Consider the following 18,109-nt stretch of genomic DNA (forward strand, 5'->3'; position numbering starts at 1 on the left):
CTGCAACTCATTCGTTCCCGGGCTTTGATCGACGTACTGCGTTGACTCCTAGAGCGTAATACCCGTCTCGCGGATCACCTTGTCCCAGGTGCCTACTTCCTGCGTGATGCGGTTGCGGGCGTAAGTGCTGGTCTCTGTAACCACTTCCACACCCAGGCCTGAGAATCGGCCACTGACCTCAGGTTCGCGAAGCACCGTATTCAAATCTGCATTGAGCTGATTGACCACTGCTGCCGGAGTAGCTGCCGGAGCTGCAATCCCGAAGATGGAGACCACATCGTTGCCCATCTTCACACCTTGCTCGACCAGGGTGGGAACACCAGGCAATGCCTCCACGCGATTCGGCCCTGCAATGGCCAGTGCCTTGATTCGGCCTGATTTCAGGTTGTTGATAGCCGTGGAGGTGTTGACGAACATGGCTTGGATCTGCCCGCCGATCAGGTCCGTCACGCCCGGTGTGGAGCCTTTGTAGGGAATTGCCAGCAAGTCAGTTCCAGTCGCGCGCTTGAACATTTCCCCAGCGATGTGCTCCAGGGATCCGACGCCGGTCGTGGCGATGGAGAAGCCCCCAGGCTTGGCCTTGGCAGCTTTGACGAAATCCTGCAGATTGTTCACTGGCAAGCTGGCTGGCACGATGAGCACATTAGGCAAATAGCCCACGATCGCCACATGCTGAAAGTCCTTGAGCAAGTCGTACCCCATGGTGGCGCCCATCAGTTTCTGATTGATGGCGTAGGTGGTGAGGGCCGTCATGAGCAGAACGCTTCCATTGGCGGGTGCCTTGGCCACGTACTGGGCGCCAATATTGCCGGAGAAACCAGCTTTGTTGTCCACGATCACGGTGCTGCCGCGCAGCACTGCCAATCGCTGAGCCAGCACGCGCGCCATGGCATCGAGCGAGCCACCGGGCGGATAACCCACGATGATGGTGGTGTCCTTGCTCTGGGCATGGGCCAGGCCCGCGTGAGCGGCCAGGGGTGCGGCGGCGCTGATCAGAAGTTGGCGGCGGGAAAGTGAAAACATGGTGGAAATCCTTTTTTTTCAATCAGAGGAGAGAGCAAGCGCTAGTTCACGGGCCGAGCAAGGCACAGGGCCCTGCAGTCGTTCGAGGAGCCAACGTGAGCGCTGAAGGCCCAACGCCGGGGTGGCGCAGTCCATAAACTTGGTTTCGTGCTGCACCGTCGAAAGCGGCATGCTGGGGTGACCAAGCGGCTTCGCCTGTCGTCGGCGGAAAATTTCCTGACCACCGCGCAGGATTACCAGTTCGGCAAAGTCGCCGTTGCCCGGAGGGAAATCCTGTCCCAGAGAAATCTGAACCTGCCGCGCCGTTTCGTTCAATCCGGGGCGGTGCAGCGCATCGCCTGTGAAATCAGAAACACCTTGGGTGCCGTGTGACGCTGCTACGGCCACGCAGTACTCCACGTGGAATTTGGCAGCCAAGCCGCTAATGGGCCAAGTCTTTCCTCGCGCGGCATCCAGGCGCTCACTGATGGCGCAGCGAAATTCCAGCGAGTCCAGTGCATCGATGTCGGACAGAAGCCCTTGTGCTCGCGCCTCCAGCACCATGTCGATCAAGGCATGCATCAGCGAGCAAGTAGGGTATTGCTTGTAGACAATGCCGGGCGTGAGCACCTCCAGGCTTTCACCCAGGCCGCTCAAAGCACGGGCCACGTCCTGGCTACCGTTATCGCAAAATAATTGGAGGAAACCTTCGTAGCCTTCCAAAGCGACAGGGCTGGTCACCATGCCGCCTGCGGCCAATCGGGCTGCCTGTACGCCTCGCTGAGCCGCCAAGCCAGCTTGCAACGCCTTACCCATGGTGCCAAAGTTGACCCGGAGCCCCCCAGCCATGGAAGCGGCCACACCCAGGGCGTGCGCAGTCTGCTCGGTGTTCAATTTCAAAAGCCGCGCGCATGCTGCAGCGGCTCCTACTGTGCCAAGCGTGCTGGTGGTGTGCCAGCCCAATTGGGAATGCCTGTCATTGATGCTGCGGCCCAGGCGGCCTGCCACTTCCACCCCAGCCACGTAGGCGGTCACGATATCTTCGCCACTGGAGTCCAGAAGTTCACCTAGCGCGAGGATGGCGGGCACCACCGGCGCAGACGCGTGGCCTCGCATGGATTCGTGCGTATCGTCCAATGAGTGGGCGTGCGCGGCGCAGCCATTTATCAGAGCTGCCTCAGAGACGTCCGCACGGTCCAGGCTGCCCCAGAGCGTGCAGGCAGCCCCTTGGCGCGCCTGCACAGAGGAGGCTATGCGCGTTACCTGGTCGCTGACTCCGGCCAGCGCTCCGCCCAGACAATCCGCGATGGCGCGGCGTGCTTCCTGCTTGGCAGCCAGCGGTATGCCATCGGCGTGCAAATCGGCCACGAACGTGGCCAGCGCCTGAGTCAGTCCGAGCGGATTCATTGGGGCTGGTCTGGCAGCCAGGCGGCCACGTGTTGGTCCATTTCCTGCAAAAAACTCTCGATGCCATGGCCGCTCGTTTTGTGACGCAGTTCCCGCGCAATCGCGGCCGCGCTGGCGCGCGGCACGACAGCCACGCCCTCAGCACTGGCGCAGATCACATCGCCCGGGCTGATGACTACGCCGCCGCAAGATACGGGGACATTGACTTCCGCCGGTCCAATTTTTGGACCTGAGTGCGGAGAAATCCCAAGGCCGTAGACGGGAAGGCCTTCGGCTTGCGCCTCCAACACGTCGCGCCAGGCGCCATGCACGAGCAGGCCAGCCATGCCGCGTTCGTCGCGGGCGTACTTCAGAAGTTCGAACCCACCCATGCACCACTGAGTGAAGCCCAGCCCATCAACCACCAGCACGTCCCCGCGTCCTACCGTGCGCACTGCCGCCATCACGCCCAGGTTGTCACCCGGTGGGCATTTGACGGTGAAGGCTGGGCCGCACATCGGAACCGCGGGTGCGATGAGGGAATGAATGGCGGGATGGCAGGTGTACATTCGCCCCGCCAGATCGCTGACTCGAGTGACCTCCGCGCTGGCTAGCGTTGCCACATCCTCTGCCGCAGGGCGTTCGAAGTCGCGATTGAAAATGAACGGCGTGAGCGGGTTTTTCCAGCGGCGGTCAGGGGCCTGAAAGGACATGATTCGCAATCTCCGCAAGCAGTTTTAATGCGCGTATTGTCCGGAGCCCGTTCTCTGTAGAAAAGCGATGATTAGTATCCAGTTGAATAGAAAAACTGAATAACTCCGTTGATACGGTTAAAACGCAGTGAGAAAGTGTGAATGAGTCCGGTGTGGCCAAGGCGGGTATGAGGGATCCGTTCACACCTTCTGAGGTGGCGGCCTAATGGCCGCCGCTCGATTTCGCTATTTCCTCGAGCAGCCATTCACGAAGTACCGCCACGGCAGGTACATCCTGCTTGGCCTCAGGGCACACGAGGTAGTAGCCTCGTGTGCTAGGCAGCCCTTGGGAGGAGAAGCGCACCAGATCTCCCCGGGCGATACCCTCTGCCACTAGAAAGTCTGGCAGCAGGCCCACGCCCATGTGCACCTGCAGCGCTTCCAAAATCATATTGAAGCTATCGAATCGCGGCCCTTGGAAGGCATTCCATGGTTCGATCTGTGCCTGCGCAAACCACTCCTGCCAAGCGGAAGGGCGGGTGAACTGCTGCAGTAACGTGGCGCGCTCCAGATCCGCTGGGGAATAAAGGTTGAGCGAGCGCTGATAGTGCGCACTGCATACCGGCCACATGTTGTCATCAAGCAGGTGCGTACACACCGCACCGGGCCATGAAGCTTCGCCGTAATGAATGGCTGCATCGAAGGGTTCCGCGCCAAAATTGAACGGCGCGTTTCGCGACACGAGGTTCAAATTGATGCGAGCGTGCTTGGCAAAAAAACCGGGCAGACGAGGGACCAGCCATTTGGCCGCGAATGTGGGAACCACTGCGAGGTTCAGGATTTCCTTGTCTCCACTGGCCATCGCCTGGTGGGTGACTTCTCCCAGATCTCGAAGGATGCGCCGCACTTCGCGAAGATAGCCCTCACCGGCACTGGTGAGCAACACGCGTTGACGCACGCGCGCGAAAAGCGCCACACCGAGTTGCTCTTCCAGATGGCGCACCTGCTGGCTGATCGCACCCGGTGTCAGGTGCAACTCAGCCGCAGCCCGACCAAAATTCAAATGCCGCGCTGCGCATTCGAAGGCTGCGAGCGTGGTGGTGGAGGGCAGCCGAATACGTTTCACTTTGAGGCCAATGCCACCGCTGTGGTCAGGTTGATCTCCGGACGGGCGGGCTCGATCAGAAACCCGCGTGCATGCCAGCTCACGCCACACCTCCGGGGCTGGGTTGTGCCCGCGCGTACTCCCCGTTGACAGCCTCCAGAACAGCGGCTGCCACATGAGGCTGCAGATTGGATGGATTCGATTGGAGCTGCTCCAGCAGCCCAGTGCGCCGAGCAATATCAAGCGGTTGGTTCATCAAGCCGCTGACGATCAGACGCACCTCACGCTTATGGCAGGTTTCCAGCAGATTTTGCAGTGCTTCAGCGCCAGTGGAGTCAATGTAGATCACATTCTTCAAATCCAATACCAGTGCACCTGGCGGCAAGTGATCCTCCATGGCCTCTATCAGTTTGGTCGCACCGAAAAACAAGGCACCATAGAGCCGCCAAACTTGCAGTTGTCCCTCGTGACCGGCCAGGGCCGGATGATCGTTGGCACTCTGCTCCTCAGCACGCGACAGGCTCGAGATTCTGTAGATGAAGGTAATGCACGCGGCGAAGATGCCAAACTGAACGGCCACCGTGAGATCGAACACCACAGTCAGGAAAAATACCGCCAGCAAGGTGATGCGGTAAGGCACCCGGTAGGTCTTAAGGCGGGCGAATTCGCGCCATTCCCCCATGTTCCAGGCCACGAACATCAAAATGGCAGCCAGGCATGCCAGCGGTATGGATCCCGCCATCGGTGCTGCGATCAGTATCACCGTCAACAAGGCGATGGAATGCACAATCCCGGACACCGGGCTGCTGGCGCCGCTTTTCACGTTCGTCACGGTGCGTGCAATGGTGCCCGTGGCGGGCATGCCGCCGAAAAACGGCGTCACGAAGTTGGCTACACCCTGGGCCATGAGTTCCTGGTTCGGGTCGTGTCGATCACCAATCATGCCGTCAGCCACGCGTGCGCAGAGCAAGGATTCAATCGCGCCCAAAAGCGCCAAGGTAATGGTGGGCATCAGGAGAAATCGCGCGGATTCCCAACTAAAGCTCGGAAGTGCGAACGCAGGCAAGGCTGCCGGAATACCACCAAATTTGCTGCCTATGGTTTCCACGGGCAGATCAAAAAGGCCCACCACCAAGGTCGCCAGCACCAGCGCCACGATGGAGCCCGGCACGCTTGAGAGCTTGTGGCTAAAGGGCAGGGCACGTCTAATCGCCGGGATGCGTGCAATGCCTCGCTGCCAGCCGATGATGATCGCCAGAGAGGCGGTTGCTACGCCCAGAGCCCAGGGGTTGAGCGTGTCCAGGTGACCCCAAAGCGCGCCCAGAATACCGAAAAAATCGCCCGGCATATTGGCCACGTTCAGGCCAAGAAAATCCTTGATCTGGGAGAGGCCGATCAGCACCGCAATGCCGTTGGTGAAGCCGATCACCACGGAGATGGGAATGAAACGGATCAGCGTGCCCAGCTTGAACAGGCCCATCAGGAACAGCAGCACACCTGACATCGCAGTGGCGATGATCAGATTGGCCACGCCATACTGCTGCACGATGCCGTAGACGATCACGATGAAAGCGCCCGCCGGTCCGCCGATCTGCACACGGCTTCCACCCAATGCAGAGATGAGAAATCCCGCAATGATGGCGGTGAAGATGCCAGCCTCTGGCTTCAGCCCCGAAGCGATCGCAAACGCCATGGCCAGTGGCAGTGCCACCACGGCGACGGTCACTCCCGCCGCCACGTCCTTCGTGAAACGAGTCTTGTCGTAGTCCTGAAGCGCGTCTATCAGGCGCGGTCGAAAGCGAGGCAGCACAACTTTCTTCATAAGGAAGAATGTACCGCCATCACGCAGGGCGGCCCACCGACCCGAAAAAACGTGTCCTGAATCAGCTTACCCGCATCCCAGGCTGCGCACCGTTCCCCGGTTCCAGCACGTAAATCCCTGGATTTTTCTTCTCATCGCCATGGCTTGCTGCAAGCACCATGCCTTCGCTGATTCCAAACTTCATTTTGCGGGGCGCCAGGTTGGCAACCAGAACGGTGAGTTTGCCCACCAACTGTTCGGGCTGGTAGGCGCTGGCGATGCCGCTGAATACGTTGCGCAGCTTGGGCTGCCCGTCTTCAGCGGTTTCGCCTGCATCCAGCGTCAGGCGCAGAAGCTTGGTGGATCCCTCGACTTTGTCGCAGGCGACGATCTTGGCAATGCGCAAGTCGATCTTGGCGAAGTCGTCAATGGTGATGGTGGGCGCGATGGGCTCTCCGCCCGGGGCACTGCTGGCGGGAGCCAGCCCATTGCTTGCTGCCAAGGCTTGGGGCGCAGAGGCGGGAGGCTCGAACAGGGCTTCCAACTGCTTCGTATCCACACGCTGCATCAGGTGCTTGTACTCGCCGATTTGCGCGCCCGCGCCCAGGGGCTGCTCCACGCTGGCGAAGTCCTCAGGTGGCAGCATGAGGAAGAACGCCACATCGGCTGCCAGTTTGGGCAAGATGGGTTTCAGATAGATGGTAAGCGTGCGGAATGCTTCTATGCACACCGTGCAAACGTCGTGCAGGCGGCCGTCCATGCCTTCCTGCTTGGCCAACTCCCAGGGCTTGTTCTGGTCTACATAGGCATTCACCCTGTCGGCCAGAGCCATGATCTCGCGCACGACCTTGCCAAACTCGCGCTCGGCATAGAGCGCAGTCACCTGAGGCTTGGCATCGCGAAGGTGCGTGAGCAAGGCATCGCCATCGGCCGATATTTCGCCCAGCCGGCCATCAAAGCGCTTGCTGATGAAGCCCGCTGCGCGGCTGGCGATATTGATGTATTTGCCGATCAGGTCGCTGTTTACACGCAGCATGAAATCTTCGGCGTTGAAATCCAGATCTTCGTTGCGCGCGGAAAGTTTGGCAGCCAGGTAGTAGCGAAGCCATTCTGGGTTCATCCCCAGTTGCAGGTACTTGAGCGGATCGAGTCCTGTGCCGCGGCTCTTGCTCATTTTCTCGCCGTTGTTTACCGTGAGAAAACCGTGCACGAACACGTTGTCAGGCACTTTGCGACCGCTGAACTTCAGCATGGCCGGCCAGAACAGCGTGTGGAATGTGATGATGTCCTTGCCGATGAAGTGATACTGCTCCAGGTTCGGCTGAGCCATGTAGGCGTCGTAACTCTCGCCGCGTTTTTCCAGCAGATTCTTCAGGCTGGCGAGGTAGCCCACGGGCGCATCCAGCCAGACATAGAAGTACTTGCCCGGCGCATCAGGAATTTCAATACCGAAGTACGGCGAATCGCGGGAAATGTCCCAATCACCCATCTTGGGCTTGCCGTCTTCACCAGGAGCGATCCACTCGCGCACCTTGTTGGCTACATCGCTTTGCAGGCGTCCGTCCTGTGTCCAGCGCTCCAGGAACTCCACGCAGCGTGGGTCCGAGAGTTTGAAAAAGAAGTGTTCGCTGCTTTTCAGCTCTGGCTTGGCGCCTGTGAGGGCTGAGTAGGGGTTGATCAGATCCGTGGGCGAATAGACCGCGCTGCAGACTTCGCAGTTGTCGCCGTATTGGTCCTTGGCGTGGCAGTTGGGGCACTCACCCTTGATGAAGCGATCGGGAAGGAACATGCCCTTCTGTGGATCAAAAAACTGCTCGATGCTGCGGGACGTGATCAACCCGTTGGACTTCAGGTCTTTGTAAATGGCCTGGGCCATTTCGGTGTTTTCCGGGCTGTGCGTGCTGTGCCAGTTGTCGTGGCTGATGTGAAAGCCATCCAGATACTGTTTGCGACCGGCTGCAATGTCGGCCACGAACTGCTCAGGCGTCTTACCCACCTTTTCTGCAGCGATCATGATAGGCGCGCCATGGGCATCATCCGCACCGACGAAATTCACCGCGTGGCCCTGCATCCTTTGAAAGCGCACCCAGATATCGGCCTGGATGTATTCCATGATGTGGCCGATGTGGAACGTGCCGTTGGCGTACGGCAAGGCAGTGGTAACAAAGATCTGGCGCTGCGCGGTCATTCGGTGCTCTCTAGGGTGTAGGGCGTGTCATGGATAAACGCGTCATGCGTGGGTCTTTTAATTCATGACATGCCCTAGGGGGAACCCTCAATTTTATGCGTGACGGTGCCCAACGCGTAATTTGGTCAGGATTGCGTGTTTTTTGCCGTTTGAAGCCATCCCATACTGCTGCGCCGGATAGTGGCGACTTGGTGAACGGCCGGCGGGACTCTTTTTTCACTATAGACTTAAGGCGGCTATGCGTAACTCGAGTTGAAGTTAGGCAGAGCCTTCCCACAAGCCTGGATATTCGGAGAAAGCCAAATGGCAGTTGATGAAAGCGCGCTGTTAGCCGCGCTGAAAAATGTGATCGATCCCAACACGGGCCGAGACTTTGTATCGACCAAGCAATTAAAGAACTTGCAGGCGGGTGGCGGCGATGTCGCCTTCGAAGTCGAATTGGGCTACCCCGCCAAAAGCCAGATTCCGGCCCTGCGCCAGGCTCTGATTGCTGCGGCCAGGAGCGTTGCGGGCGTGCAGAACGTGTCTGTTCATATATCTAGCAAAATCACGGCGCATGCAGTTCAGCGGGGCGTGCAGTTGATGCCCAACGTGAAGAACATCATTGCCGTGGCTTCGGGTAAGGGCGGTGTGGGCAAAAGCACCACGGCGGCCAACCTGGCGCTGGCATTGGCCGCCGAAGGCGCGAGCGTGGGGCTTCTTGATGCAGACATCTATGGCCCCAGCATGCCCATCATGATGGGCATCAGCGGCCGTCCTGAGTCCATCGACGGCAAAACCATGGAGCCCCTGGAAAACTACGGGGTGCAGGTCAATTCGATCGGCTTCCTCGTGGACCAGGATGAGGCCACCATCTGGCGCGGCCCCATGGCCACCCAGGCGCTGGAGCAACTCCTGCGCCAAACAAACTGGCGCGATCTGGATTACCTGATCGTCGATCTTCCACCCGGTACCGGGGACATACAGCTCACACTGAGCCAGCGCGTGCCCATGACCGGCGCCGTGATCGTCACCACTCCCCAGGATATCGCTTTGGCGGATGCGAAGAAGGGCGTGGCGATGTTCGAGAAGGTGGGCGTGCCTATTCTCGGCTTGGTCGAGAACATGGCGGTGCACGTGTGTACCAACTGCGGCCATGTGGAACACATCTTCGGTGCCGAAGGCGGCAAGCGTTATGCGGCTGAAAAAGGTATCGACTATCTGGGCGCGCTCCCACTTAAGCTATCAATTCGTGAGCAATCAGATAGCGGACGACCCACTGTAGTGGCTGATCCCGACGGCGAAGCCACCGAGATCTACAAAGCGGTGGCGCGGCAGGTAGCTCTGAAGATTGCAGAGAAAGCCAAGGATTTCTCATCCAAGTTTCCTTCAATCAAGATATCGAAAGATACTTGAGCGATTGGGCGTTGGCTCTCCGCCTGGCAACCCGCCAGCCCCTGGGACCGCCGAGCTCCTGCTCGGCATCTTGGGCCTGTGAAAACCTTGGGGCACCAAGAGTTTTTCCGAGCGTCTCCAGGGGAAGTAGCGCTGAGTTGACCCCAGCGCTCTGAGCAGTGATGTACCGCGTCTGATCTTTCAAGCAGACTTCAAATGCCGTGCCAACAGAGTACGGAGCCTGAGCGGGCGCAGAGGTTTGCGCAGAACGGTAAATTCATGCTGGAGCTCCTGCAATACGGGTGTATCTTCGCCAGTGAGAAGCAGGCTGAATTTAAGTCCTGGTATCCGAGCCTTGGCCTCGCGCAGAATAGCTGCCCCGTCCATGGATCCAGGTAGGCGCCAGTCACTCAGGACAGCGTCGAAAACCTTGAGCGCCATGAGTTCGCAGGCCGCCTGCCCGTCACTCGCCGCATCCACTTGCAGTCCCCAGTCCGTTAGTTGGCCAGTCAGGGCTTCCCGAACCCGGGGGTTGTCCTCAACCACCAGGATGCGGCCCGCCAGCTTGGTGGACACGCCCGATGAGGGCAGTGTCACGGGAGCGTCCTGAGGCTGAGCCGCGGGCACGTCCATCATGAAGCTCGAGCCGTGTCCCACGCGCGAGCGCAAAGTGATGGGGTGTTCGAGCAGGTCCGCAATCCGCTGGACCGTTGCCAAACCCAGGCCATGGCCTGGGTCTGAATCGCGTCCAGGGTTGTTCAATTGAACGAACTCTTCAAAGATCAGTGCTTGATCGCTCTCCGAAATGCCCACGCCGGTGTCCACCACACACAGGCGGACATACTCACCGCGCCGCCGTGCGGCTAGAAGAACGCCTCCTTTCAGGGTGTAGCGCAATGCGTTGCTCACCAAGTTCGAGAGGGCGCGCTCCAAGAGAGCCGGGTCTGTATTCACCCAGGCGTTGGTGGGGTGCACGCGCAACTGCAAATTTCTCTGTCGTGCCCCGACTTGGTACATTCCGGCCAGGTTATCGAGCAATGCCTGCAGAGGAATGGCTTGGCGTGTTGGGGTCAGCTGCCCGAAATCCATGCGTGAGAGATCGAGCAGGGATTCCAGGATTTGATCAAGTGCCGTCATACATTGCTGCATGTGCACCAGGGTATCGCTGTCATGGTTATCGCGCTGGCCTATACGGGGTTGCAGCACGCTGAGGTAAAGCCCCATTGCCTGGAGTGGCTGGCGCAGATCATGGCTCGCAGCGGCAAGAAAGCGGGATTTAGCCGCAGTGGCTGCCTCCGCCTGGGCGTGCTTCTCGTGCAACTCGCGCACCAGATCTTCGTTGTGTAGTCGAGTCAGGGCTTCTTTGTGCAGGATGCGAGCTGAGCGCAGGCTGGCGAAGATCAATACAAGCCACAACACCACGCAGAACACGGCTTCCACCATGCGTTCCGAGTCGCCAAACCTGGCCAACTGTACGGCGATGCCCAGCAACTGCGTGCTGACAACCACCCACATGACGGGGGGCCAACTGGAAAACAAGGCGGCTCCACCAGCGGTGACGATGGTAAAAAGCGCCAACATCTGAGATATCAGGATGCGGTTCTCGGACTCCACCACGAAGTGAAACCAGACAATCACCACGAGACTGCCTAGCCCCAGTCGCCAGCCAATCCCACGAGCCCAGCGACGCGGCGCATCGTCGCGCAGGGCGCGCTCGCGTGCCATGCGCCGTAAGAAGAACATTCGTTCCACCCCGAAAGCCCATAGAAGCAATACAGGGATCACGGCTTTGAGCGTGCCAATGTGGGGCTCTGTCATCCACGCCGTCAGCAGGGGCCCGATGATGATCGAAGTCGCCATGGCCTGGCGCATGCCCCCTGCCAGCATATCCAGCATCTGCCGTTCGATCTGGAGTCGTTTGTCGTTGTCTACGCCAGCGGGAACCATCCCGTCGGCAGTCAACATGAGTCGGCTATACGCAGCTTGGATTCGGTCGGTGACCATATTCAAGGCGGGGGATCGCCGAGCACTGTGCGTGCCAGCATCGCGGCCTGTAAGCGGTTAGTCGCTCCCAGCTTGGCGAAGACCGCCTCAAGGTGTTTTTTGACCGTGGCGGGTGAGATGCCCATGGTGCGCGCGATCTCTTTGTTGCTACTGCCGCTGGCCATGGCGCGAAGCACATCCAGTTGGCGCGCCGTCAGGTTCATGGGGTCCGCTCGAGTGGCATCGAATGCTTGCTGTGGTGGATCGGGCGCACTGAAGACAGGCTCGCCCATGGCCAACCGGCGTAGGTGCTCGATCAGCGAGGAAATCTCCAGCGATTTGGACAAATAGGCGATCAGGCCCGCTTCGCGCGCGCGCTCGGGCAACGTGGGATCGTCCAGGCCTGACATCAGCCCCACCGCTATCCCAGGGTATTGTTGAATCAGTAATTCCGCGCAATACAGGCCGTCTGTACCGGGCAGCCGATAATCCAAAAGAACTAGATCAAATTTGTCGCCTGCCGAGCCCAACATCTCCAGCGCGCTGGCCATCGTTCCGACCGCATGCACTCGAAGCCCCGGTACATGATGGCGCAGTGCAGCCGTCAAACCGTCTCGGAATAGCGGATGATCGTCCACCAGCAAAATGGCGAAGTCATCGAGTAAGTCTAATCGCCTCATTTAAAGACCGTCGATGGGGTTCCAAGGATAGCGTGACGCTCCACTAACCGCTATGGGCCGTTCGGCGTATGGTGTTTTTGCCTCATGTAAGTGAATGATGCGTTCATCATAAAAATTGTTTTGCGTGCAACGCATTATTTCGCTCGGTGCGGTGGCTGGCAACCATTAACCAGCCACGATACTGGCGCGAAGGTATTGGGAAAGCGCAGTTGTGTGAAAAACTGCTTGAAATTCAGGGGGCCATTTCCCACTTCCTGCCCCCACAAGGGCAGGGGGTCGAGGATGAGGAGCACTCGGTTCACTGGGCGAATGGAGTTTGGTGTTTCCGGACTTGTTTCCGGCAGCAGTCGGTGCGCACCTTCTCCGACGCTCTGCTTAAACGGAAGCGTTGACCTGCCTGGCAAGAGATTGGTTCTGTGAAGCGCTTGCTGCCAGGACCGCCGAGCTCCTGCTCGGCATCTTTGGAGGCCTGCACGCCCAGTTGGTGCCCAATGGTTCGGGGAAGAGCTGGCGCCAGAGCGACCCCGGGTTCTCGGGGCGCATCTACTGGCTATGTTTCCAGAGGGTCTTCACAAGTCCCGCGCCAATTGGCGCAGGCGGTTCATCGTGAACTCAAAGTACTCCGGCACGCAACCCAGATGACCGCGGTCCGCTGTACTGCAGTCGGTCAAGCTCACATTCGTGCCGCCTGCGTTACGCAGCGCTTGCAAGGCATTGACCGAGGTACCGTAAGGCACCGTTTTGTCGTCCTTGCCATGAAAGAGGTAGACCGGTGCTTGAGGTCCCCACCCCAGGTGAACGCTGTGGTCGCGGGCAATCGCTTCACGGTCGTCCGCCAGATAGCGATCTATGAACAGCGTTTGATACCCCACATCTGCATCGCTGGGAAACAGTTGCCCCACCAGCAAGCGGCGAACCTCATTGCGGACCGATTCTGGTGCCCGGCTCAGGTTGCCTGGATTGAACAATGCGCGTAGCCAATTGGGCAGGCCTTCGCGCAACTGATCGAGCGTGAACTGAACGTCATAGGGCCCAGCGCCAGGTACAGACGCCGCCACACGTTGCATCAGCCAGCCATTGGCGCCCGCGCTTTGCAGGGCGCGGTGGGCTGCCATGGTGGCATAACCGCCTTCGGAATAGCCCACCAGGAAGAGCTGTCCATTGTCGGCGACGCTTTGTTGCCAGCGCCAGGATTGCGCAGCGACCAGCAAGTCCACCACGGAGTTTGCAGTAGCGTCTGCAATCAGGTAGGGGTGCTCCAGACCCTGGGTACTGCCAAAACCCACGTAGTCGGGAGAAACCACGATGTAGCCCTGAGAGGCCAGCACAATGGGCGGCTCGCCAGCTTCGGTACGAACGCTCGGAGCCTCGTCGTTGCGGAAGATCGTGGCGTGCTGGTAGCTGAGCACTGGGCTGGCTGCGCCAACAGCCTTGGCGGGTACGCTCACCAGGCCGGAAGCCACCACCCGCTGCCCATCCTTGTCGGTAGTGGTGTAGTTGATGCGGTAGTTGCTCACGTCGTAGCGCGCCACAGCGGTGGTGGTCGGGCCCAGTCGACTGCCGGCCAAGGCAGCTTGAACCTGGGTCGCGGTCAAGGTGTTGACGAGCTGAGCAGACTGCAGGCCGCCGCGCTCCCCAGGCGCGGGCATGGGTGGCGGCGCGGGTGTTGGTGCGGGTGCAGGGGTAGGCGCGGGGGCCGGCGTAGGCGCAGGAGTGGGAGCCGGGGTCGGGGCTGGCGCAGGAGTAGGCTCGGGCGTCGGTGCAGGCCCTGGCGTGGGCGCTGGTGTGGGCGCGGGAGGCGGCGCATCGTCGCCGCCGCCGCCGCAGGCTGCCAAACTTGCAGAAACGGCAGCCAGCGCGCACCAATAGGACAGTCGGGCCAGTCTAGAAGACGAAGTCTGCATGGGGTAATCGGGATAGGTAAAACACAATCCCGTAGGATAACTGTGCAAACAGTTCCTATCTTCACGATACATGGGCTCAAATCGCATCTTCTGCGCGAAGGTGTGAATTCCCCACGTTTATGGACAAAGTTGGCTTACGCGTTTCAGGTGTTTACCTGACAAGGCACCCGCGATGGTGCGTGAACACGCCCTAGGACACCCGAGCCAATTTGGGCAAGCTTTCAAGCAGCAGCCCATGCATGCTGCGAGCCGCATTGGTAAGCGCGCGGCCTTTCGGGTAGATGAAGTAGATGGGGCGCATCATCATTTGAGGACTGATGCGTGCGGCGTGCGTAGGTAAAAGGCGAAACTGATCCAGCGAGGTTTCGGGAGCCAGGCCGACCCCGAGACCTGAGGAGACCAAACCCGCAAGGGTGGCAAGGCTGGTGACTTCGAAGCCACTATCGACCACTCCCGCTTGAGAAAAGACGTGTCTGGCACCTTTAAGACCTGTCGGAGTGCGTACCAACATGTCCTCAGTCCCCTGCAGGTGGAGAAACCTTACGCCAGCCAGGTCCGCCGGGGTGACTACTTTCACTTTGCTCAAAGGATGATCAGGCGCGCAAACCACGTAAAGCGATTCCTCGAACAGCAGCTCTGCATCCATTTCGTGAGGCATACCCGGTTGTGAGTTGAGCGCGAAATCCACGACCCCCTGCCGTACCAGTTCCAGGCAACGGACGGAGGACTGATCGTGCAACCGGAGTCTCACGCCCGGGTAACGCGAACCGAAGAGCTTCAACAGACTGGGTAGCCACATCACTGAGAGAGAAGGAACCGCCGCAAGGGAGACTTGGCCGGTTTGCAAGGTGGCTACATCGCGCAGTTCAGTCACGACCTGACCAAGATCAGCCAGCACGCGTCGGGCAGTCTCCGCCAGACGCCGGCCCTCATTAGTCAGGGTGGCAGAGCGCGGCTCGCGGTTGAACAGCAGAACCCCCAGCCGTCCTTCAAGACGAGAGATGAGCTGGCTGAGCGCGGATTGGGTCAGGTGGCATTGCTCCGCCGCCAGCGTGAACTGACCTGAATCCGCCAAAGCGAGGAAACAGCGCAGGACATGGTCGGAGATATGCATGGGTGGTTTGCGAGCGAATTAAAAAAATTACTACATGTAGATATTTATTTAATTTTACAGATGGAAAGGTGATTCACACAATGGCCTCCAATGACTTCACCGCAACCTTCCGCATCAACCTCTGCATTGCTTTCCGGCATCCGTGTGCTTGACCTATCGCGGGTTTTGGCAGGACCGCTGTGCGGCCAATATCTTGGCGATATGGGCGCAGACGTGATTAAGGTCGAAGCCCCAGGGGAAGGTGATGACACGCGCTCATGGCCTGATTTCTGCGTATCCGCGGATGGGCAACGTGCTTCGGGTCCGTTCCTGAGCGCCAATCGCAACAAGCGCAGTCTGGCGCTAGATCTCAAAAGTGAAGCAGGGCTCGCCATCGTTCATGGCCTTGTACGCTCGGTGGATGTGGTGATTGAAAGCTTCGCGCCCGGGGTGGCCGCACGGCTGCGCGTAGACGCCGATACGCTGCGCAGCCTCAACTCCCGCCTCATTCATTGCAGCATCTCGGGCTTTGGCAGCGTGGGGCCTATGTGCCACGGCAAAGGTTATGACCTGATCTTGCAGGCCTTCAGCGGTATGTTGTCTATCACCGGCGAAGAGGGCAGCCCGCCCACGCGCAGTCCGTTCTCACCGGTGGATCAGGCTACTGGCATGCATGCCCTAATCGGCATTCAGGCTGCGCTGCTGCGACGTGAACGAACTGGCGAGGGCTGCAGCGTGGAGGCCTCGCTATTCGATACCTCGGCCGCGTTTCTTGGCTATTTTTTGCAGAACCACTGGCTTACCGGGCGAGAACCGCGCAAGGTCGGCGTGGGTCATGGATCGCTGTGTCCTTATGGCGTTTTCGAAACGGCGGACAAACCGCTGATTGTTGGCATTGCCAATGATTCACTGTGGCGGAAATTTTGTGTCCTCGCTGGCATGGATTCGGCGGTGAGCGATCCGCTCTATGCCACCAATGATGCGCGTGTTCAGCATCGTGAAGCCACCGAGGCATTGGTGAATCGCGCACTCAAGCAGCACAAACGCGGCTATTGGATGTCCCTGCTGGACGATGTGGGGATTCCTTGCTCGCCCGTGCATACGTTGGGAGAGATGTCCGCCCATCCGCATACGGAAGCATCTGGCATGTTGCTGCAGTATGAGCATACGCACTTTGGACCGATGAAAGGGGTTGCTCAACCTTTGCGGTTCGATGGCGAACGTTGTCCGCAGCGCCAACCGCCGCCGATGGTCGGCGAGCACAGCGCAGAGATTTTGCGCGAGGCAGGCTGCGACGACAAAGAGATCGAGGCCCTTCTGAGTCAGGGGGTTATTACGCAGCAAGCTGGCCTTTCCCTAGCTAGCGTCTGAAAAAACGAGCCGCCCAGCGTGCCAAAGGAGACAACATCATGAAATCAAAAGACCTATTCAGTTATCCAGCACCCAGGCAGTATGTGGACGGCCAATGGCGTGTCGGCGGCGCAGGCGCCGTAGGTGTAGTCACCAACCCCGCTAACGACGTGGTGTTAGCCGAAATTCATGGAGCAAGCCGTCAAGATCTGAACGACGCGCTAGCCGGCGCTGAGCGCGCGTTCGGGGGATGGAGCTCCACATCGGCGCACCAGCGTGGCGCTGTGCTACGCCGCGCTGCACAGCTGTTGCGCGAGCGGGCCGATTCCATCGCCTTGCTCATGACGCTAGAGCAGGGCAAGACGCTGGCTGAATCGCGCATGGAAGTGGAGTTAAGCGCGGAGACCTTTGAGTGGTACGCCGCCGAAGGCCTGCGCGCCAACGGGCGCGTGATGCCGTCGAGAGTCCGTGGGGCCAGGCAGATGGTGCTGCCGCAGCCGCTTGGTCCTGTGGCGGCGTTCACACCGTGGAATTTCCCAGCGCTGCTACCCGCCCGAAAAATTGCACCCGCACTAGCGGCAGGCTGCACGATGGTCATGAAACCGGCAGAGGAAACACCGGCTTCCGCTCTGGCGTTGGTTGAAGCATTGGCAGATGCGGGCTTGCCCGCTGGTGTGCTGAGCATGGTGCTGGGCGTGCCGCGAGACATCTCCGAGTTGCTCATTGCCTCGCCCATCATCCGCAAGATCACATTCACAGGTTCCACGGGTGTGGGCCGCGCGCTGGCCAGATTGGCGGCCGAAGCCCCTAAGCCCTGTACGCTGGAGTTAGGAGGGCACGCGCCAGTGCTCATCTTTGACGATGCCGATCTTGACCGCACCGTTGCCACATGCGTACAAGGAAAGACGCGCAACACCGGACAGGTGTGCACGTCGCCAACCCGGTTTCTCGTACAGCGCGGCATCCACGACCGCTTCGTGGCCGCCTATGCGCAAGCCCTTGATGCTCTGAAGGTAGGTGATGGCACCGATGCGTCCAGCCAGATGGGTCCACTGGCCAACCGCCGGCGCCTGTCCGCCATGGAAGAGTTGGTGGCTGACGCCGTGAGCGCCGGCGCGCGTGTCGCTGCGGGCGGCCAGCGCTGCGCGGATCACGGGAATTTCTTCAGGCCCACGCTCTTGGCAGATGTGCCGAGCAATGCGCGCGCAATGCAGGTCGAACCCTTTGGCCCCTTGGCTTTGGTCAGCACCTTCGAAACTCTCGAAGAAGGCCTGACCCGTGCGAACCAGTCGCCTTATGGACTGGCGGCCTATGCCTTCACCCGTTCCGCGGAAACGGCGTTGACCGTCGCGGAGGGCCTGCACGCGGGCGGCATCGGCATCAACTCGTTCGCTGTCTCTCATATTGAAGCGCCCTTCGGTGGCCTCAAGGACAGCGGCTATGGGTTGGAAGGAGGCTCGGAAGGGCTGGAGGCCTACATGCACCAGAAATACGTGCACCACGCATAAAGCGTGTGACGTCAGAGAAGCCGGAGGCGTCTATTCGCCATCC

General features: G+C 59.6%; 13 protein-coding genes. 3 read left to right on the forward strand and 10 right to left on the reverse strand.

The annotated features are described in order from the left end of the window. Nucleotides 1–48: 48 nt before the first annotated feature. The 6 genes from G518_RS0114525 to metG form a co-directional block, all read right to left on the reverse strand. Nucleotides 49–1,023: a Bug family tripartite tricarboxylate transporter substrate binding protein gene (locus tag G518_RS0114525; protein WP_028603177.1), complete on the reverse strand. Its 975-nt coding sequence runs from the start codon at nucleotides 1,021–1,023 to the stop codon at nucleotides 49–51. An 18-nt stretch (nucleotides 1,024–1,041) separates the two neighbouring features. Further along, entirely contained in the window at nucleotides 1,042–2,409 is a 1,368-nt protein-coding gene (locus G518_RS38485) for an MmgE/PrpD family protein (RefSeq protein ID WP_051236685.1), read from the reverse strand. Further along, nucleotides 2,406–3,101: an RraA family protein gene (locus G518_RS35215; protein WP_051236689.1), complete on the reverse strand. Its 696-nt coding sequence runs from the start codon at nucleotides 3,099–3,101 to the stop codon at nucleotides 2,406–2,408. Before G518_RS35215 ends, G518_RS38485 begins: the two co-directional genes overlap by 4 nt. 202 nt (nucleotides 3,102–3,303) lie before the next feature. Next, nucleotides 3,304–4,206 (reverse strand): LysR substrate-binding domain-containing protein, encoded by a 903-nt coding sequence (locus tag G518_RS0114540; protein ID WP_028603178.1) that lies wholly within the window; start codon nucleotides 4,204–4,206, stop codon nucleotides 3,304–3,306. A gap of 79 nt (nucleotides 4,207–4,285) precedes the next feature. Next, nucleotides 4,286–6,007 (reverse strand): SulP family inorganic anion transporter, encoded by a 1,722-nt coding sequence (locus tag G518_RS0114545; RefSeq protein WP_028603179.1) that lies wholly within the window; start codon nucleotides 6,005–6,007, stop codon nucleotides 4,286–4,288. Nucleotides 6,008–6,068: 61 nt separating this feature from the next. Continuing rightward, complete coding sequence (gene metG / locus G518_RS0114550) at nucleotides 6,069–8,174, reverse strand: methionine--tRNA ligase (RefSeq protein WP_028603180.1); 2,106 nt, start codon at nucleotides 8,172–8,174, stop codon at nucleotides 6,069–6,071. A gap of 303 nt (nucleotides 8,175–8,477) precedes the next feature. Here metG and apbC point away from each other — a divergent pair, with 303 nt between their 5' ends. Further along, the gene (gene apbC, locus G518_RS0114555; RefSeq protein ID WP_028603181.1) at nucleotides 8,478–9,569 is read left to right on the forward strand and encodes an iron-sulfur cluster carrier protein ApbC; all 1,092 of its coding nucleotides are present in this window, start codon (nucleotides 8,478–8,480) and stop codon (nucleotides 9,567–9,569) included. A 180-nt stretch (nucleotides 9,570–9,749) separates the two neighbouring features. On the opposite strand, the gene G518_RS35220 is transcribed toward apbC, so the two are convergent. The 4 genes from G518_RS35220 to G518_RS35235 all read right to left on the reverse strand — a co-directional run bounded on the left by G518_RS35220 (nucleotide 9,750) and on the right by G518_RS35235 (nucleotide 15,229). Beyond that, on the reverse strand, nucleotides 9,750–11,513 hold the full coding sequence (locus G518_RS35220; RefSeq protein WP_169457949.1) for a hybrid sensor histidine kinase/response regulator: 1,764 nt from the start codon (nucleotides 11,511–11,513) through the stop codon (nucleotides 9,750–9,752). Between the two features lie 41 nt (nucleotides 11,514–11,554). Beyond that, complete coding sequence (locus G518_RS0114565; protein ID WP_028603182.1) at nucleotides 11,555–12,211, reverse strand: response regulator transcription factor; 657 nt, start codon at nucleotides 12,209–12,211, stop codon at nucleotides 11,555–11,557. A gap of 569 nt (nucleotides 12,212–12,780) precedes the next feature. Continuing rightward, on the reverse strand, nucleotides 12,781–14,115 hold the full coding sequence (locus tag G518_RS35225; protein WP_156909403.1) for an alpha/beta hydrolase family protein: 1,335 nt from the start codon (nucleotides 14,113–14,115) through the stop codon (nucleotides 12,781–12,783). A gap of 190 nt (nucleotides 14,116–14,305) precedes the next feature. Beyond that, nucleotides 14,306–15,229 (reverse strand): LysR family transcriptional regulator, encoded by a 924-nt coding sequence (locus G518_RS35235; RefSeq protein WP_051236701.1) that lies wholly within the window; start codon nucleotides 15,227–15,229, stop codon nucleotides 14,306–14,308. Between the two features lie 90 nt (nucleotides 15,230–15,319). Between G518_RS35235 and G518_RS35240 the strand changes: the two genes are divergently transcribed. After that, complete coding sequence (locus tag G518_RS35240; RefSeq protein WP_051236702.1) at nucleotides 15,320–16,579, forward strand: CaiB/BaiF CoA transferase family protein; 1,260 nt, start codon at nucleotides 15,320–15,322, stop codon at nucleotides 16,577–16,579. Between the two features lie 38 nt (nucleotides 16,580–16,617). After that, complete coding sequence (locus G518_RS0114590; protein ID WP_036594764.1) at nucleotides 16,618–18,066, forward strand: NAD-dependent succinate-semialdehyde dehydrogenase; 1,449 nt, start codon at nucleotides 16,618–16,620, stop codon at nucleotides 18,064–18,066. Nucleotides 18,067–18,109 lie beyond the last annotated feature (43 nt).

Origin of the sequence: Ottowia thiooxydans DSM 14619 (assembly GCF_000422885.1) — a bacterium.
Taxonomy (GTDB): Bacteria; Pseudomonadota; Gammaproteobacteria; order Burkholderiales; family Burkholderiaceae_C; genus Ottowia; species Ottowia thiooxydans.

Coding starts and splice junctions, on each gene's coding strand:
- G518_RS0114545 (WP_028603179.1), bottom strand. CDS start 6,007: ATGAAGAAAGTTGTGCTGCCTCGCTTTCGACCGCGCCTGATAGACGCG.
- G518_RS35240 (WP_051236702.1), top strand. CDS start 15,320: ATGACTTCACCGCAACCTTCCGCATCAACCTCTGCATTGCTTTCCGGC.
- G518_RS38485 (WP_051236685.1), bottom strand. CDS start 2,409: ATGAATCCGCTCGGACTGACTCAGGCGCTGGCCACGTTCGTGGCCGAT.
- G518_RS35225 (WP_156909403.1), bottom strand. CDS start 14,115: ATGCAGACTTCGTCTTCTAGACTGGCCCGACTGTCCTATTGGTGCGCG.
- apbC (WP_028603181.1), top strand. CDS start 8,478: ATGGCAGTTGATGAAAGCGCGCTGTTAGCCGCGCTGAAAAATGTGATC.
- G518_RS35235 (WP_051236701.1), bottom strand. CDS start 15,229: ATGCATATCTCCGACCATGTCCTGCGCTGTTTCCTCGCTTTGGCGGAT.
- G518_RS0114590 (WP_036594764.1), top strand. CDS start 16,618: ATGAAATCAAAAGACCTATTCAGTTATCCAGCACCCAGGCAGTATGTG.
- metG (WP_028603180.1), bottom strand. CDS start 8,174: ATGACCGCGCAGCGCCAGATCTTTGTTACCACTGCCTTGCCGTACGCC.
- G518_RS35220 (WP_169457949.1), bottom strand. CDS start 11,513: ATGTTGACTGCCGACGGGATGGTTCCCGCTGGCGTAGACAACGACAAA.
- G518_RS0114565 (WP_028603182.1), bottom strand. CDS start 12,211: ATGAGGCGATTAGACTTACTCGATGACTTCGCCATTTTGCTGGTGGAC.
- G518_RS0114525 (WP_028603177.1), bottom strand. CDS start 1,023: ATGTTTTCACTTTCCCGCCGCCAACTTCTGATCAGCGCCGCCGCACCC.
- G518_RS35215 (WP_051236689.1), bottom strand. CDS start 3,101: ATGTCCTTTCAGGCCCCTGACCGCCGCTGGAAAAACCCGCTCACGCCG.